This window comes from Kitasatospora sp. NBC_01246, assembly GCF_036226505.1.
Taxonomy (GTDB): Bacteria; Actinomycetota; Actinomycetes; order Streptomycetales; family Streptomycetaceae; genus Kitasatospora.
In genome coordinates, this window is sequence record NZ_CP108484.1 from 2233226 (window position 1) to 2249730 (window position 16505).

Here is a 16505-nt window from a genome sequence, read left to right on the forward strand (position 1 = left end):
CTACTTCTGGGGCCCCAGCATCCCGTCCACCGAGAAGGTCACCGCCGCCCCGATCGACCCCGGCAGCGTGAACGACTGCCCGGGTCGGTGGACGGCGTGCACCCGGTACTCGCCGTCCCGCGGGTCGGTCAGCACCAGTACCCGCCCGTTCGTCCGGTCGACGATCACATAGACGGGGATGCCTGCGGACGCGTAGGCGGAAGGCTTCTTCTTCAGATCGTCACTCAGGTTCGAGGAGGTGACCTCCAGCACGAGCCGGAAGACCCCGGGGTCGTAGCTGTTGCGATCGACCAGATGGTCGGCGTAGTCCGCGTCGACGACCGACAGATCGGGGATGGCGAAGTCGGACGGACCGTCCGGCAGCCAGAGGCCCATCCCCTGGATGACGCGGGTCGTCTCCCCGTGAAGGCCCGCCAGGAGGAGCGGAATGCTGATGCTCGTCAGGGCATCGCCGTGCTGGCCGTTGGGCGGCGGCGTGACGGTGATCTGACCCGCGATGATCTCGACTCGGTGCCCCACCAGCTGATTGGAGATCAGCTCAGCGGCTTCGAGCAGCGTCAGCTGCTCACCGGGTTCTTCCACTGTCGCGGCGGACAAGGAGTTCCTCCTGACTGCCGAATGTCGAGCGCATCATCGTAGAGCGCCTGCCCCGCCCGCCGCCCGATCGTCGGTCTTCACCCGAACGAGCGGTCCGGGCCCCTACCGGGCCCGCAGCCGCAGGGCCGGGCGGGCCTTCTCCTCCGCCTCCTCCTGGCCGGCCGCCCAGAGCGAGCGGACGTGGCCGAGGTGGCGCGACATGCAGGCCTCGGCGGCCTCCGCGTCGCCGGAGAGCATCAGGTCGAGCAGCTCCAGGTGCTCCTCGGCGGAGGAGACCAGCTCGCCGCGCTGATCGAGGCGGTTCAGGCCGTAGAGCCGGGAGCGCTTGCGCAGGTCCCCGACGACCTCCACCAGGCGGGCGTTGCCGGCCAGGCCGAGCAGGTCGAGGTGGAACTGGCGGTCCGCCTCCAGGTAGCCGATCAGGTCGTGCTTGCGGGCGGCGGCCACGATCGCCTCCGCCTGCGGACGCAGCGCCTCCAGCTGCTCGGCGGTGGCGGTGCGGGTGACCCGGCCGACGGTCGGGACCTCGATCAGGGCGCGGATCTCGGTGAAGTCGTCGAGGTCGCGTTCGGTCAGCTCGGTGACCCGGAAGCCCTTGTTGCGGACGGCCTCGACCAGGCCCTCCCGGGCGAGGTCGAGCATCGCCTCGCGGACGGGGGTGGCGGAGACGCCGAAGTCGGCGGCGAGCGCGGGCGCGGAGTACACCACGCCGGGGCGCAGCTCGCCGGAGATCAGTGCGGCGCGGAGGGCGTGGGCGACCTGGTCGCGCAGCCGCTCCTGCACGGAGATCAGGGTGCGGGCTTTGAGGTCGGCCATGGTGTTCCTCCGGATGGGTCGCAGAACACCAGCGTACAATGTCACGTTACGTTGAGTGTGCAACATTTCGTGATTCGGACAGCCGGCGGCGGCCGCGTCCCGGCGGGCCCATCGTGGCAGTGGCCGCCGCCCGTCGCAACGGTCGGCGGCCAACCTCGGCGGAGGCCCCCCGCCCCCGCCCGGCTCAGCCCCGCCGGTGGACCTCCGCCGCGACGGCGAGGTCCTGCCAGGCCATCCCGACGCTCTTGAAGAACCGCGGCCGGTCGCTCGGCACCGGCGCCTCGCCGCGCACCAGTTCGGCCAGGTTCCAGAGCGGACCGGCGCCGGTGACCCCCGCCATCAGCAGGTCCCCCGCCTCCCGCAGCGCGGCCGCCCGCGCCTCCACGTAGAGCTCGGCCCGGCCGACCAGCACCGCGTCCACCTCCCGCGCGTCCGGCTCGTGCGAGCCGACCGCGGCCACCGCCGCGTGGTCGGGCACCAGCGCGCCGTCGAACAGCGGCGTACGCGCGGTGGTGCAGCAGACCACCAGGTCCGCCTCGGCCACCGCGGCGGCCGTGCCCACCGCGGCCGCGAGCCCGAGCCGGCGCGCGTACCCGGCCAGCGCCTCGGCGGGCGCCTCGCTGCGGGCCACCACGGTGACCCTGGTCAGCGGCCGGACGGCGAGCAGCGCGTCCAGGTGCCCGTACGCCTGCGGGCCGGCCCCGAACAGGACCAGGTGCGCGGCGTCCGGCGCGGCGAGGCGCCGCAGCGCGACGGCGGTGACGGCGGGCGTGCGCAGCGCGGTGAGCGCCGCACCGTCGAGCAGGGCGACGGGCCGCAGGGTCGGGCCGTCCAGCAGCAGGTAGCTGCCGGTGATCCGGGGCAGGCCGAGGGCGGCGTTCCCGGGGGCCACCCCGGCGATCTTCACCCCGGCGTACTCGGCCGTGGCCGCCGGCATCAGCAGCAGTTCACCCGCCGGCACCGGTACCGCCGACCGGGCGGGCCCGGCCTCCGGGTCGAGCCCGGCCAGCAGCACCCGCTCGATCGCCTCGGCGGCCCGGGCCGGACCCAACGAGCCGACCGCGCCCGGCCCGACGACGTGGACCGGCCCGGCCTCGGAAACAGGCCCGGCCGCGCCCGGCCGGTCGGAGCCCGGCGCGACGCGCTGGAGCGGCTCAGCCGCCGCGCCGGGCAGCAGGAGGGGTTCGGGACGGCGGGCGGTCACAGCAGGAACCCCGTCCCCAGCGTGTCGTCCGGGTCGAGCAGGAAGGTGTGCTCGCCGGTGCGGTGGGCGGTGCCGGTGACCTCGGTGACCACACCGGCGCCGAGCGGGTCGCCGCCGGGCAGCACCCGGCCGGTGAACACCGTCCCGATCAGCGACTCGTGGCGCAGTTCCCCGCCCGGGGCCAGCCGCCCCTCGGCGGCGAGCACGGCGAGGCGCGCCGACGTCCCGGAGCCGCACGGCGAGCGGTCGATCTGGCCGTCCGCGAAGACGGTGACGTTGCGCTGGGCGGGCCCGGCTGGGCCCTCGGGCAGCTCGTCGTGGAGGATCACCCCGTAGACCCCCGAGAGCCGCGGGTCGGTCGGGTGCCGGACGGCCGGCGAGTCCGCCAGGGCGGCCCGGATCTCCCGCCCGACGGCGGTGAGTTCGGGCAGCAGCCCGGGCTCGACGGCGAGCCCCAGCGCGGCCGCCGGCACGCTGGCGTAGCAGGCGCCCGCGTGCGCGACGGCCACCTCCACGGTGCCGCGCGAGGTCCGCACCGCCAGCTTCGGCGCGCTGACGACGGCCGGTACGTTGCGGAAGGTCACCCCGGTGGTCCGCCCGCCGGCGCGGTGCACGGCGGCGGTGACCCGCCCGGACGGCACGTCGATCCGCACCCGGGCCACCCCGTCGTCCGGGGCCCGGACCAGCCCCGAGTCCACCGCCCAGGCGCCGAGCGCGATGGTGCCGTGGCCGCAGGCGGTGGAGTAGCCGTCCTTGTGCCAGAAGAGCACGCCGAGGTGCGCCTCGTCGTCGTCCGGCGGCACCAGGAAGCCGCCGTACATCCCGGCGTGCCCGCGCGGCTCCCGGACGAGCAGTCGCCGCACCTCGTCGAGCGGGCCCGGCCGGGGCGCGGTGGCCGTGCCGCCCGCGCCGATCGCGACGGCCCGCCGCTCGGCGACGCTGTCCCCGGGCACGCCGGGGGCGCCGCCGACGACGATCCGGAACGGCTCGCCGGCGCAGTGGTAGTCCACGGCGCTGACCCGCATCACGCGCCACCGGCCGGGAGGACGCTGACGGTACGGCTCGCGGTGTAGAAGTCGAGCGCGGCCGCGCCCTGTTCCCGCTCCCCGTGGCTCGCGCCCTTGGCGCCGCCGAACGGCAGGTGGAAGTCGACGCCGCTGGAGGGCGCGTTGATCCGGATCATGCCCGCGTCCAGCCGGTCCGCGGCGGCCAGCGCCACGTCCAGGCTGCGGCTGTGCACCGAGGTGGCCAGCGAGTGCGGGGTGTCGTTGGCGAGCGCGATCGCCTCGTCCAGGTCCGCGGCCGCCAGCAGGACGGCCACCGGTCCGAAGAACTCCTCGCGCCGCAGCGGGTGTTCGGCCGGTACGTCGGCGAGCAGGGTCGGCTCGACGTACCAGCCGGGCCGCTCCGGGACGCCCCCGCCGGTGAGCACGGTGGCCCCGGCGGCGCGGGCGGACTCGACGGCGCCGGTGAGCCGGTCCCGGGCGGCGGCCGAGATGACCGGCCCGCAGGCCGCGTCGTCGACCAGGCCGAGCGCCTTCACCAGGGCGGCGCGCAGCGGCTCGTGGGCCGCGCCGACGGCGATCACCCGGCTGGTGGCGGTGCACTTCTGCCCGGCGTACCCGGCGATGGCGGCCGCCAGATGGGCGGCGGCCTGCTCGGGGTCGGCGTCCGGCAGCACCAGGGCCGCGTTGAGGCCGCCCAGCTCGGCCTGGACCGGGACGCCGCGCTCGGTGGCGGCCCGCACCACGGCCCGCCCGACGCCCGTCGAGCCGGTGAACGACACCACGTCCGCCGTGTCGACCAGCGCCGCGCCCTCCTCCGCCCCGCCCGGCAGCACGGTGAACACGCCCTCGGGCAGACCCGCCGCCGAGGCGAGCTCCGCCAGCCGCAGCGCGCAGGCGGTGGCCTCCGGCGCGGGCTTGAGCGCCACGGTGTTGCCGACCGCCAGCGCCGGCGCGGCCTTCCAGGCCGGGATCGCCAGCGGGAAGTTCCACGGCGTGATCAGCCCGGCCACCCCGTAGGGGCGGCGGCGGGTGAGCAGCAGGCCCTCGCCGGCGGCGGTCTCGTGGACGGCGCCGGCGGGCGCGTACGGCGCCTGCGCGTAGTAGCGCAGGATCGCCGCGGTGCGGCCGACCTCGCCGCGCGCCTCGGCCACCGGCTTGCCGACCTCGCGGACGATCAGCGCCGTCAGCTCCTCGGCGTGCTCCTCGACCGCCCCGGCGAACCGGGTGAGCGCGGCCGAGCGCGCGGCGGCCCCGGCGGCGAGCCAGCCGGGCTGCGCGGCCCGGGCCCGCCCGACGGCGGCCCGGACGGCCTCGGCACCGGGCGCGTCGACCTCGGCCACGAGGTCCTCGGGATCGGCGGGGTTGTACGAAAGGATCGTCACAGCAGGCAGCCCTTCGGGGTGTTCAGGCGGTTCAGAGCAGGAACCCGGCCGGGAACGGGTCGCTCGGGTCGAGGAAGTACTGGGCGGTGCCGGTGATCCAGGCCCGGCCGGTGACGGTCGGCACCACGGCGGGCCGTCCGGCCACCTCGGTCTCCTCGACCAGGCGGCCGGTGAAGGTCGTCCCGATGAAGGAGTCGTTGCGGAAGTCCCGCCCGAGCGGGAGTTCGCCCCGGGCGTGCAGCTGGGCCATCCGCGCGGAGGTGCCGGTGCCGCACGGCGAGCGGTCGAACCAGCCGGGGTGGATGGCCATCGCGTGCCGGGAGTGCTCGGCGGTGGAGCCGGGCGCGAGCAGTTGGACGTGGTGGCAGCTGTGGATCGACGGGTCCTCGGGGTGCACCGGCCGGTCCGGGCCGCCGTTGACGGCCTCCATCAGGGCGAGTCCGGCGTCCAGGATGTCCTGCTTGCGCTCGCGCTCGAACGGCAGCCCGAACTCGGCGAGCGGCAGGATCGCGTAGAAGTTGCCGCCGTACGCGAGGTCGTAGCCGACCGTGCCGTACCCGGGCACCTCGATCTTGCGGTCCAGGGCGACCGCGTACGAGGGCACGTTGCGGATGGTCACCGCGGTGGCGGCGCCGTCCTCGACCCGCACGTCGGCGGTCACCAGCCCGGCCGGGGTGTCCAGCCGCACGGTGGTGACCGGCTCGACCACCGGCACCATGCCGGTCTCGACCAGGACGGTGGCCACGCCGATGGTGCCGTGGCCGCACATCGGCAGCAGGCCGGAGACCTCGATGTAGAGCACCCCGAAGTCGGCGTCCGGGCGGGTCGGCGGCTGGAGGACGGCGCCGCTCATCGCGGCGTGGCCGCGCGGCTCGTACATCAGCAGCGTCCGGAAGTGGTCGAGGTGCTGCTGGAAGTGCACCCGGCGCTCGGCCATGGTGGCACCGGGGATGACACCGAAGCCGCCGGTGACGACCCGGGTCGGCATGCCCTCGGTGTGCGAGTCGACGGCGTGGAACACGTGGCGGCTGCGCATCTGGTGGCGACTCCCGTCGGGGGTGGGTGGGGTGGCGGGCCGGGCCGGCTGCCCCAGCAGCCGGCCGCACCCGGTGGCAGCGGGGTCGGTTACCCGAGCCCCTCGGCCAGTGCCTTCTCGGTGGCCGCGCGGACGGCCGCCTCGATCTCCGGGCCGAGCGGCAACCGCGGCTCGCGGGTGGGACCGCCGGGGCGGCCGACGATGTCCATCGAGAGCTTGATCGCCTGGACGAACTCGGTCTTGGAGTCCCAGCGCAGCAGCGGGTGCAGGGCCTTGTAGAGCGGCAGTGCGACGTCCAGGTCGTGGGCGACGGCGGCCTGGTACAGGGCGACGCTCGCGGCCGGCAGGGCGTTCGGGTACCCGGCGATCCAGCCGACCGCGCCGGCCAGGGCCAGCTCCAGCAGCACGTCGTCGGCGCCGATCAGCAGGTCGAGCCCCGGGGCCAGCTCGGCGATCTCGTACGCCCGGCGGACGTCGCCGCTGAACTCCTTGACGGCGACGATCGAGCCCTCGCCGTGCAGCCGCGCCAGCAGCGCGGGGACGAGGTCGACCTTGGTGTCGTACGGGTTGTTGTAGGCGACGACCGGCAGGCCGGCCTTGGCCACCTCGGCGTAGTGGGCCCGGACGGCGTCGTGGTCGGCGCGGTAGGCGTTCGGCGGCAGCAGCAGGACTGAGCCGGCGCCCGCCTCGGCGGCCTGCTCGGTCCAGCGGCGGGACTCGGCACTGCCGTACGCGGCCACCCCGGGCATCACCCGGGAGCCGTCGCCGGCCGCCTCGACGGCGACCTCGACGACCTTGGCCCGCTCCTCGGCGGTGAGCGTCTGGTACTCCCCCAGGGAGCCGTTGGGGACGACGCCGTCGCAGCCCGAGTCGATCAGCCAGCGGACGTGCTCGGCGTAGGCGTCGTAGTCGACGGAGTGGTCCGGGCGCAGCGGGATCGTGGTGGCGACCATGATGCCGCGCCAGGGACGGGTGGTGTCGTGCGGGGTGTGTGACACAGCTGACTCCTTGGTGAGGTGTGACATTTTATTAGACGTCGCAGGCGGAGACAAGAGCCCCGCGCCACGTGTTCAGGAGGCCGGCGGACCGGCCGCGAGCTGCGAGAGCGGGACGGGGCAGGACAGCGGGCGGCTGTCCGCCCGCGACTCGCCGGCGCCGGAGAGGCAGGCCACCGCCGGACCGCACATCCGGCCCTGGCACCAGCCCATCCCGGCCCGGGTGAGCAGCTTGACGGTCCGCGCGTCGCCCGCGCCGAGCTCCTCCACCGCCTCGGTGATCCGGGCCACCGGCACCTCCTCGCAGCGGCAGACGTCGGTGTCCGGGCGCAGCCACCCCGTCCAGCCGGGGCCGGGCCGGTGCGCCGCCGCCATCAGCTCGGCGAAGGCGCGCAGCCGGGCACGGCGGCGCAGCAGCGCCGTCGGGGCCGGGGCCCCGGCTACCGCGTGGGCCGCCAGCTCCCCCTCGGCGATCGCCAGGTCGGCGCCGCCGACCCCGCAGGTCTCGCCGGCCGCCCAGAGGCCGGGGAGGGTGGTCCGCAGCCGGGCGTCCACCGCGAGGGCGACGGCCCCGTCGGGTGTCGTCCTGGTCGCGGCGCCCAGCTCGGTGGCCAGCTCGATCTGCGGCAGCAGCCCGTGGCCGACGGCCAGCGCGTCGCAGGCGATCCGGCGCTCGGTGCCGGGCACCGGCCGCCAGTCGGCGTCCAGCCGGGCGACGGTGACGGCCGTGACCCGGTCGGTGCCGTGCGCCTCGACGACGGCGCTGCGCCGGCGCAGCCGGACGCCGTGGCGCAGCAGCGCGGCGCCGTGGCCGGCGCCCTCGACGAGCTTGGCCGGGACGGCGGCCAGCACGTCGGGGCGCCGCGCGTAACCGAGGTAGCCGGTGGCCTCGACCACCTCGGGCACCTCGGCCCCGGCGGTGACCAGCGAGGACGCCGCCGCGAGCAGCAGCGGCCCGCTGCCGGCCACCACGATCCTCCGGCCCGGCAGCACCAGACCCGCCTTGAGCATGGCCTGCGCCCCACCGGCGGTGACCACCCCGGGCAGCGTCCAGCCGGGGAACGGCAGCTGCCGCTCATACGCGCCGGTGGCCAGCAGGACGGCGGCGGCCCGGACGGTGGCCCGCTCGTCGGCGGCCGGCCCGAGGGTGGCGTGCACCGCCCAGCCGGTGTCGGCCGGGCGCTCCAGGGCCCAGACCTGGTGACCGCCCAGGAGGTCCACCCGGCCGGTGCGGCGGTGCGCCGCGAGCCGGTCGGCCAGCCCGGTGTAGACGGACCAGCCGTGGTGCAGCCGGTCGGGCCGGGTGGCGCCCAGCCCGGGCGCGGGGTGGCGGTAGTACTGGCCGCCGGTGCGCGGGCCGGCGTCGAGCAGGGCGCAGCGCAGGCCGAGGTCGGCGGCGGCCACGGCCGCGGCGAGGCCCGCCGGGCCCGCACCGATCACGGCGAGGTCGTAACCGCCCCGCTCGGCGGGCCCGGACGCCGCGGACAGCCCGGACGCTTCAGACGGTTCAGACGCTTCAGACGGCGAGGTCGGCACGGCCGTTGCCCTCCTGGGTGGTGACGACGGTACCGGGCTCGGCCGGCACCAGACAGGTGCGCTGGTTGGGGCGGCCGTCCACGACGGCCAGGCAGTCGAAGCAGGCGCCGATCCCGCAGAACGCCCCGCGCGGCCTGCCGCCGACCCGGGTGGTGCGCCAGGCCAGCACGCCGTCCGCCCAGAGCGCGGCGGCGATCGACTGGCCGGGCAGGGCCGGCACCGGCCGGCCGTCGAAGTCGATGGTGTGGGCGGGCCCCGGCTCCGCCCCGACCAGCGCGGCCGGGGTCCGGCGTCGCATCGGCGGGTTCATCCGCGCGTTCTCCATTCCGAAGTTCCTCTGATCCGCCCGCGCGGTCCTGCGCCGCGCGGCCGCCCCACCCGGCCCGTCCGCCCCTGAGCCCGCCCGTCCGTCCGTCCGCGGACGGGCTCACGCCCCGACCGGGAAGCGGTCCGCCCGGAACGGCGCGAGGTCCAGCTCCGGGCGCTTGCCGGTGAGCTGCTCGCTGATCAGCAGCCCGGTCGCCGGGGCGAGCCCGATGCCCGCCCCTTCGTGGCCGCAGGCGTGATGGAGCCCCGGCACCCTCGGGTCGGCGCCGATCGCGGGCAGGTGGTCCGGCAGGTACGGGCGGAACCCCCGGTAGGCGCGGACCACGCTGACGTCGGCGAGCACCGGGAAGAGCGCGGCGGCCTGCGCGGCGAGCCGGTGCAGCACCTCCACCGAGAGGGTCCGGTCGAAGCCGACCCGCTCCCGGCTGGCGCCGATCAGCACCGGACCGCCGGGGGTGCCCTCGACCACCGCCGAGGTCTGCAATGCGGCCGAACCGCTGGCCACGTCCGCGACGTAGTCGGCCGCGTAGACCTTGCGCCGGACGATCCGCGGCAGCGGCTCGGTCACCAGGACGAAGCCCCGGCGGGGCAGCACCGGCAGGTGCACGCCGGCCAGCGCGGCCAGCTCGCCGCCCCAGGTGCCGGCGGCGTTGATCACGGCCGGCGCCGCCAGCCGGCGCCGGTCGGTGACGACGCCGCGTACGGCGCCGTCCGGCCCGGTGGTCACCGCCCGGACGGTCTCGCCGGTGTGCAGGACCGCGCCCGCGCGGCGGGCGGCGCGCAGCAGGTGCGCGGCGGCCAGGGCGGGCTGGACCTGGGCGTCCTGGGGGTAGAGGAACCCGCCGGCCAGCCCGGGGGCGAGGTGCGGTTCGAGTTCGCGCAGCCGCTCGCCGGGGATCTCCTCGGCGGTGACGCCGACCGTCCCCTGCTCGGCGGCGAAGGCGCGCAGGGCGTCCTGGCGGGCCGGGGTGTCGGCGACCACCAGGCCGCCCTTGGGCTCGTACTCGACGGCGGCGCCGAGCTCCTCGGCGAGCTCGCGCCAGAGCCGGGTGGACAGCAGCGCGAGGTCGAGTTCCGGCCCGGGCTCCTTGTCGGAGACCAGCAGATTGCCCTCACCGGCGCCGGTGGTGCCACCGGCGACCGGACCCCGGTCGATGACGGCGACGGCGAGCCCGGCGCGGGCGGCGTAGTAGGCGCAGGCGGCACCGACCACGCCGGCGCCGACCACGACGACATCCAGGGGAGGTCTCTGAGGCGTGGACACCGCAGTAATATGTCACATGCCATCGTGCCTGCCAAGAGCGCCCCGCCGACCGGTCAGCTCCGGGCCGAGAGGCCGGCCCCGGAACCCCCGTGCACGGCACCCCACCGGCGGCTTCCCCGACGACGGGGCCCATGCGAAAGACCCCGGCCCCACCGGGAAACGGCGGGGCCGGGGTCTTTCGAGGCGGGTCACCCCATCACGTGATGTCGTCCATCTGCTCGTGCCGGGCGGCCGGCACCGGCGCCGGGATCACCGGCGCGCGGGAGGCCTCGACGGCCTCCGTGCCCTCCACCGGCTGCACCGAGAGATCCAGGTGCGAGGCCTCCTCGTCGTCCAGCCCGAGGTCCGGGTTGCGACGGGCCTTGCGCCGGTCGTTCACGATGGCGATCCCGACCGCGACGAAGTACAGCGCCCAGATCGGCGCGGCCAGCACCAGCATGCTGACGGGCTCGGCGCTCGGCGTCGCGAAGGCGGCGAAGACGGTGATCGCCAGCACCATGCCGCGCCACCAGCCGAGCAGCCGCTTGCCGGTGACCATGCCGACCATGTTCAGCATCACCAGCAGCAGCGGGAACTCGAAGGCGAGGCCGAAGACCAGCACCATCCGGGTCGCGATGTCGAGGTAGTCCTCGGGCGGCAGGATCGGCGTGGTGTTGTTCGGGGTGAACGAGATCAGTACGTCGACCGTGGTCGGCAGCACCAGGATGGCGCAGGTCACGCCGGCCAGGAACAGCGGCGCCCCGCAGGCCATGAAGATGATCGTGTACTTCTTCTCGTGCCGGTGCAGACCCGGCGCGACGAAGGCCCAGACCTGGTAGAGCCAGACCGGCACGGCCGCGACCACACCGGCCGTCAGCGACACCTTGAGCATCCAGGTGAAACCGGCGGTCAGACCGATGTTGGAGACCTGGGCGCACTTGCCGTGGTACTGGTCGGCGGTCTCCACGGTGCAGTGCGGCAGCGGCTTCAGCAGGAAGTCTTCGAGCTGCTTGTGGTAGATCGCAGCGACGATCGTGATGACCACGATCGCCAGGACCGACTTGACCACCCGGTTCCGCAGTTCCCGCAGGTGGTCGGCGAGGGCCATCCGCCCCTCAGGATCCTTGGACGTCTTCGACGCCTTCGAGAGCTTGCTCAACCCCGGTCCTCAACTCGTGCGTCGAGCCCCGCCGGTCGACGGGCCTCACTAGTCGCTTGCGTCACGTGCACCACGTGCGCCGCGGACCGCTCAACGCGGGCCGCCACCGTCCGTTCCCGTCCCGGTGGGCTGCTCGGCCACCGGCCGGGCCGTCCCGGACGCCCCCGGCGCGGCCTGGATCGTCTTCGCGGGGTCGGCCGCGACGGCGGGCGCGGGCTGGGCCGGCGCGCTCTCGTCCGCCGCACCGTCCGAACGCATCGCCTTGGTCTCGCTCTTCAGGATCCGCATGGACTGGCCGAGCGAGCGCGCCAGGTCGGGCAGCCGCTTGGCGCCGAAGAGCAGAATGGCAAGAACCACGATCACCAGGATCGCGGTCGGCGAGATCCGCATGTTCGACCACCTTCAGTCATGGCGGCACACCGGCAGGCCACCGCTGCGGGGATGGTAACCGCTGCGAGTGACGCCCTGACGACGGCCGCCCGAACAGGACAGCGGCCCCCGTCGCACTTCAGGAGCCTGCTGAGAGCGTAACCCGCCCGAACCTCCGGGCAGCAGCCCCCGTACCCCCGAAGTCCTCGCGACGGTCAACCGTTACCGGCCGCCCGCCCGGGCCGGCCGCTCAGCGGCCCGGAACCGCCGCGGCGAGGTCGCCGGCCGCCTCGGCCAGCGCCCGGGAGGCGGTGTCCACTCCCTTGGCCAGCGTCCGCACGTCCAGCCAGAGCCGGATCGCGAGGACACCGAGGACCAGCAGACCGGCGGTGGCGAGCAGGACGGCGGCGACGAGCATCCAGGACATGGCCCCCACCCTATCCGCCGGCTTCGGCCCGACCCGTCCCGCCCGACGGCAGGACGGCCCCCGCCGCGCCCGGCCCCCCGGCCGGGACGAGACGCATCGTCCGCACCCCGGCGCCGGTCAGCGCCGACACGATCTTCTCCCCCGCCTGCTTGCGGACCGAGGCGCCGCAGAGCGGGCAGCCGAAGCTGTAGTGCGCCTGGGCCGGCGTCCGGCCCAGCGTGAGGCGGAACTCCTCGGCGGGCAGCTCCACCTTCTCCCGGCACTCCGAGCAGTAGACCTTGAATCTGGTACCCGGCTCCACGGCTCAGACCTGCCCCTCCCCGTAGCCGGCCAGCGCCTCCAGCGCCGCCGACCGCGCCTGCTCGGCGAGCGCCGGCGGCGAGACGATCCGCCCGTCCCGGCCGAGCCGCAGCGCCAGCGGGCGCAGCTGGGACGGGTCGGCGCTGCGCAGGGTGATCCGCAGCCCGCCGTCGGGCAGTTCCTCGGCCCGGTCGTGGGTGTAGTACTCGGCCACCCAGCGCCCGCCGGAGGACACCTCGACCACCACCTCGGGGTCGGTCGCGGACGGGTTGACCAGCCCGCCCGAGAGGTCGCGCGGCTCCCGCTTGGGCGGGTCGGAGGGGATGTCCAGCACCTTGATCTCGGCGACCCGGTCGAGCCGGAACATCCGGTGGTCCTCGGAGGTCCGGCACCAGGCCTCCAGGTAGGTGTGGCCCTCGGTGAGCAGCCGGATCGGGTCGACCTCGCGCTCGGTCATGCCGCCGCGCCCGTGCGAGTAGTACCGCAGCCAGAGCCGCCGGCCCTCGCTCAGCGCACGGTCGATGTCCGCGAAGACGTGGCTCTCCGCCTCGAAGGTGACACCGACCCGGGCGCTGCCCTCGGCGCTGTCCCCGGCGGCGTTCTCGATCTTGGCGACGGCCCGGGTGAGCGCCTCCCGGTCACCGGCCCGCAGACCGGGCAAGCCCGCCACCGCGCGGGCGGCGACCAGCAGCGCGGTCGCCTCGTCCGCGGCCAGCCGCAGCGGCTGGGCGACGTCGTCGACGTTGTGCCACCAGATCCGCTCGCCGTCGGTGTCGATGTCGAGCAGGTCACCGCCGCGGAAGCTGGTGCCGCACATCGGCAGCACGTTGAGGTCGCCGATCAGCTCGCGCTCGGTGATCCCGAAGGCCCGGGCCACCTCGGCGACCTCGGCGCCGGGCCGCTCGCGCAGGTAGGTGACCAGCGAGAGCATCCGCCGGGTCTGGTCGATCGCGTTGCTCATGCCCGCACTCCTTCAGCACTCTCCACCGCGGCGCCCTCGGCGCCACCCGCCCCGGCCACCGCGCGCAGCCGCTCGATCACGTCGGCGCGCAGCTCCTCGGGGCCGATCACCAGCACGTCCGGCCCGAACTCGGCGAGGTCGGCGCCGAGCCCGTTGCCGTACGGGATCTCCAGCTCGTCCCAGCCCTCGTCGGCCGCGGACTGCGGCCGGGTGCTCAGCGCCTTGGTGCGCAGCGGGAAGCCGGCACCGCGGCGGACCCTGACGACCGCCGTCGCGGTGGCGCCCTCACCGGCGAACTTGGCGACCGTGGCGCGGACGTCGACGTGCTCCGGGACGGTGCCGAGGAACGCCCCGGAGCGGGTGCGGACCTTGCCGGTGATCCGGCTGAGCCGGAAGACCCGGGCGTCGGAGCGGTCGCGGTCCCAGCCCGCCAGGTACCAGTGGCCGCGCCAGCACTCCAGCGCCCAGGGCTCCACGGTGCGCTGCTCGGCGGCGGCGGCGCCGGCCTTGCGGTACTCGAAGGTCACCGGGCGGCGGTCGCGGGCGGCGGTGAGCAGCGGTTCGAACGCGGCCTCCCGGGCGGGGATGCGCGGTTCGAGGGCGCTGCGGCTCTCGGTCTCGGTGAACGGGACCCCGGCGGCGCGCAGCTTCTGCAGGGCGCCGCTGGCCGCGCCGGACATCTTGGCCTGCTGCCAGACCCGGGCGGCGAGGGTGAGCGCGGCGGCCTCCTCGGCGTCGAGGGCGATCTCCGGCAGCCGGTTGCGGTCGGCGCGGGCGAGGTAGCCGAGCTCGCCGTCCAGGGCGTTCTCGTCGACGTCGATGACCAGACCGAGTTCGCGCAGGTCGTCCTTGTCCCGCTCGAACATCCGGTTGAAGGCGTCCTCGCTGCTGTTCTGCCAGGCCTCACGGTACGCCTCGATGGATTCCCGCAGCTCCTTCTTGGAGAGCGGACGTCTGGTGTTCATCAGGCACAGGGCGAGATTCATCAGCCGCTCTGCCTTGGCGATCGCCATCGCTGACCCTTCCGGTGTGCCGCGCCGCGCGCGGGGTGCGCCCGCCGGGCAGTGGTCGACCCGGCGGGACCGACCGTACCGGTAGCGGTACGCACTGCAAAAGCCGAGTCCGCGAACGCGCGAGGGCCGCACCCCCGGGGTGGGGGTGCGGCCCTCGGTCACGACCGGCTCAGACGCCCAGCAGGTCGACGACGAAGATCAGGGTCGAGCCCGCCGGGATGAGCGGGGACGGCGACTGGTTGCCGTACGCCAGGTGCGCCGGGATGACCAGCTCGCGGCGGCCGCCGACCTTCATGCCGACGACGCCCTGGTCCCAGCCCTTGATGACGCGGCCGGCGCCGAGCGGGAACTTGAAGCTGCTGCCGCGGTTCCAGCTGGCGTCGAACTCCTCACCGGACTCGAACGTGACACCGACGTAGTGCACCTCGACGACCTGGCCCGGCTTGGCCTCCTCGCCGGTGCCGACCTCGATGTCGCGGATCTGCAGCTCGGTGGGCGCGTCGCCGCCCGGGAAGTCGATCTCCGGCTTCGTCTTGTTGCTCACATCTGCCTCTTCTCGCGGTTGGTTCGGTTCATGACCAGGCGGCGGGCACCCGTACCCGGTCCGTTACCCGGACCACGGTACGGGCGCCCGCCGCCCGTGCGGGCTCGGCCACGCGGCCGGTCCCGAAGGTCACACACCCACCATTGTCACCCGAAAGTGGATCAGCCCTGACCCGCATCGAGAATGTCGACGACGAACACCAGGGTGGAGTTGGCCGGGATGTCGCCCTGCGCCTGGTCCTTGTAACCCAGCGAGGCGGGGATGACCAGCTCGACGCGGCTGCCCACGGTCTGGCCCTCCAGACCCTGGTCCCAGCCCGCGATGACCTGGCCGCCACCGACCGGGAACGAGAACGCCTGGCCCTTGCTCAGCGAGGAGTCGAAGACCTTGCCGTCCTTGAACAGCGCGCCGGTGTACTGGACGACGACCTTCTCGCCCTTCTCCACCTTCGGGCCGGTGCCCTTGATCAGGACGTGCGACTTCAGCTCGGTCGGGTCGGCGGCGCCTGGGACCGGGGTGATGTCGGCCGGCTTCTTGCCGTTGTCCTTCACCTGCGGGAAGTCCGCGGGCGGCGGGGTCACGGTGCCGCTGAGCACCGCGTCGGGCGCGTTGCTGTTGCGGATGTCGATGACGAAGACCAGGTTGTCCTTGGCCCCGATCGACATGTTCGGGTTGCCCTGCGCGCCGAACGCGGCGGCCGGCGGGGCCACCACGAGCACCCGGCTGCCGGCCTTCTTGCCGACCACGGCCTGGTCGAGCGCCGGGATCAGCGCGTCGGTGCCGGCCTGGAAGATCTGCGGCTTGCCCGCGTCGTCGTACGAGCTCGGGATGTCCTTGCCCGTCGTCCAGTCCTTGGCGGTGTAGTCGACCGAGGTCCAGGAGTTCTTCTCGACCTTGGGGCCGGTGCCCTCGGAGAGGACCTTGACCACGAAGCTGCCGTCGGCCTGGTCGCCGGGCACCTCGATGCCGGCCTTCTTGCCGAACTCGCCGGTGATGGTCGGCAGCACCTTGGCGGTGTCCTTGATCGGCGGCACCGGCTCGGCGGACGGCGTCGGCGGCGCGGACTTGGCCGCGTCGGCCTGCGTGGTGGTGTCCGACTTGGACCCGCCGTCGCGGTTCACCACGTACAGCGTGATGCCGCTGCCGACCAGCAGCAGGGCCAGCACGGTGCCGAGCACCACGCCCAGCCTGCCGACCCCGGGCGGGTTCTCGTCGTACCCGGCCTCCGAGGTGTCCTGGCGGCGCACGTTCGAGGCGAAGATCTGCGGGGCCTCGTCGGTCTTCGTCCCGCCCGCGGCCCGCTTCGCCTGGGCCTCGTCCGGCCGCACCCAGCCGGGCGAGTGCTTCAGGATCGACGGCGGGACGACGATCGACTCACCGTCGCCGGGCAACGGGCCACCGGGCCGCGAGTCGGCCGGGTCACCGGCGGAGTTTCCGTTCGCGGTGCCGGCCCCGCCCGGGCTCGACGCTTTCTCAGACATGACTCCCCATCCATCTCGCCACGAGGTCTTCGAGGTCTTCGGCCGGCGTGGTGAGCGCCGGAGTGCTGTCGCACTGCCGCCCGGAACCCGGACGCCGACGGCGCCTAC

Annotated in this window: 18 protein-coding genes; all 18 read right to left on the reverse strand. The window is 74.8% G+C overall.

The features are described from left to right. The 18 genes from OG618_RS09660 to OG618_RS09745 all read right to left on the reverse strand — a co-directional run bounded on the left by OG618_RS09660 (nt 1) and on the right by OG618_RS09745 (nt 16397). Nucleotides 1-597 (reverse strand): Uma2 family endonuclease, encoded by a 597-nt coding sequence (locus OG618_RS09660; RefSeq protein ID WP_329486912.1) that lies wholly within the window; start codon nt 595-597, stop codon nt 1-3. A 102-nt stretch (nt 598-699) separates the two neighbouring features. Beyond that, nucleotides 700-1413: a GntR family transcriptional regulator gene (locus OG618_RS09665; RefSeq protein ID WP_329486913.1), complete on the reverse strand. Its 714-nt coding sequence runs from the start codon at nt 1411-1413 to the stop codon at nt 700-702. 184 nt (nt 1414-1597) lie between these two features. Beyond that, a complete protein-coding gene (locus OG618_RS09670) occupies nt 1598-2464 on the reverse strand; it encodes an ornithine cyclodeaminase family protein (RefSeq protein ID WP_329492053.1) in 867 nt (288 codons plus the stop codon). 149 nt (nt 2465-2613) lie between these two features. Then, nucleotides 2614-3642, reverse strand: coding sequence for a proline racemase family protein (locus OG618_RS09675; RefSeq protein ID WP_329486914.1), 1029 nt, complete (start codon nt 3640-3642; stop codon nt 2614-2616). Further along, nucleotides 3642-5015, reverse strand: coding sequence for an aldehyde dehydrogenase family protein (locus OG618_RS09680; RefSeq protein ID WP_329492054.1), 1374 nt, complete (start codon nt 5013-5015; stop codon nt 3642-3644). The genes OG618_RS09675 and OG618_RS09680 overlap by 1 nt, the downstream gene beginning before the upstream one ends. A 22-nt stretch (nt 5016-5037) precedes the next feature. Beyond that, a complete protein-coding gene (locus tag OG618_RS09685) occupies nt 5038-6042 on the reverse strand; it encodes a proline racemase family protein (RefSeq protein ID WP_329486915.1) in 1005 nt (334 codons plus the stop codon). Nucleotides 6043-6131: 89 nt separating this feature from the next. Next, the gene (locus tag OG618_RS09690) at nt 6132-6995 is read right to left on the reverse strand and encodes a dihydrodipicolinate synthase family protein (RefSeq protein ID WP_380387401.1); all 864 of its coding nucleotides are present in this window, start codon (nt 6993-6995) and stop codon (nt 6132-6134) included. 117 nt (nt 6996-7112) lie between these two features. After that, entirely contained in the window at nt 7113-8525 is a 1413-nt protein-coding gene (locus tag OG618_RS09695) for an FAD/NAD(P)-dependent oxidoreductase (RefSeq protein ID WP_442906937.1), read from the reverse strand. A gap of 28 nt (nt 8526-8553) precedes the next feature. Then, on the reverse strand, nt 8554-8898 hold the full coding sequence (locus OG618_RS09700; RefSeq protein ID WP_329486918.1) for a (2Fe-2S)-binding protein: 345 nt from the start codon (nt 8896-8898) through the stop codon (nt 8554-8556). Between the two features lie 102 nt (nt 8899-9000). After that, nucleotides 9001-10164, reverse strand: coding sequence for an NAD(P)/FAD-dependent oxidoreductase (locus OG618_RS09705; protein WP_329486919.1), 1164 nt, complete (start codon nt 10162-10164; stop codon nt 9001-9003). Between the two features lie 196 nt (nt 10165-10360). Continuing rightward, a complete protein-coding gene (gene tatC / locus OG618_RS09710; protein WP_329486920.1) occupies nt 10361-11302 on the reverse strand; it encodes a twin-arginine translocase subunit TatC in 942 nt (313 codons plus the stop codon). A gap of 90 nt (nt 11303-11392) precedes the next feature. Next, entirely contained in the window at nt 11393-11692 is a 300-nt protein-coding gene (tatA, locus tag OG618_RS09715) for a Sec-independent protein translocase subunit TatA (RefSeq protein WP_329486921.1), read from the reverse strand. Between the two features lie 229 nt (nt 11693-11921). Beyond that, nucleotides 11922-12098, reverse strand: coding sequence for a hypothetical protein (locus OG618_RS09720; RefSeq protein WP_329486922.1), 177 nt, complete (start codon nt 12096-12098; stop codon nt 11922-11924). Nucleotides 12099-12108: 10 nt separating this feature from the next. Further along, nucleotides 12109-12399 carry a hypothetical protein gene (locus OG618_RS09725; RefSeq protein WP_329486923.1) on the reverse strand — a complete coding sequence of 97 codons (291 nt, stop codon included), beginning with the start codon at nt 12397-12399 and terminating at the stop codon, nt 12109-12111. Between the two features lie 3 nt (nt 12400-12402). Beyond that, nucleotides 12403-13359: a helix-turn-helix transcriptional regulator gene (locus OG618_RS09730; RefSeq protein WP_329486924.1), complete on the reverse strand. Its 957-nt coding sequence runs from the start codon at nt 13357-13359 to the stop codon at nt 12403-12405. Next, on the reverse strand, nt 13356-14372 hold the full coding sequence (locus tag OG618_RS09735) for a helix-turn-helix transcriptional regulator (protein WP_329486925.1): 1017 nt from the start codon (nt 14370-14372) through the stop codon (nt 13356-13358). The genes OG618_RS09730 and OG618_RS09735 overlap by 4 nt, the downstream gene beginning before the upstream one ends. Nucleotides 14373-14541: 169 nt before the next feature. After that, nucleotides 14542-14916: an FKBP-type peptidyl-prolyl cis-trans isomerase gene (locus OG618_RS09740; protein ID WP_329486926.1), complete on the reverse strand. Its 375-nt coding sequence runs from the start codon at nt 14914-14916 to the stop codon at nt 14542-14544. 161 nt (nt 14917-15077) lie between these two features. After that, nucleotides 15078-16397, reverse strand: a complete 1320-nt coding sequence (locus OG618_RS09745) for an FKBP-type peptidyl-prolyl cis-trans isomerase (RefSeq protein WP_329486927.1) — start codon at nt 16395-16397, stop codon at nt 15078-15080. Nucleotides 16398-16505 lie beyond the last annotated feature (108 nt).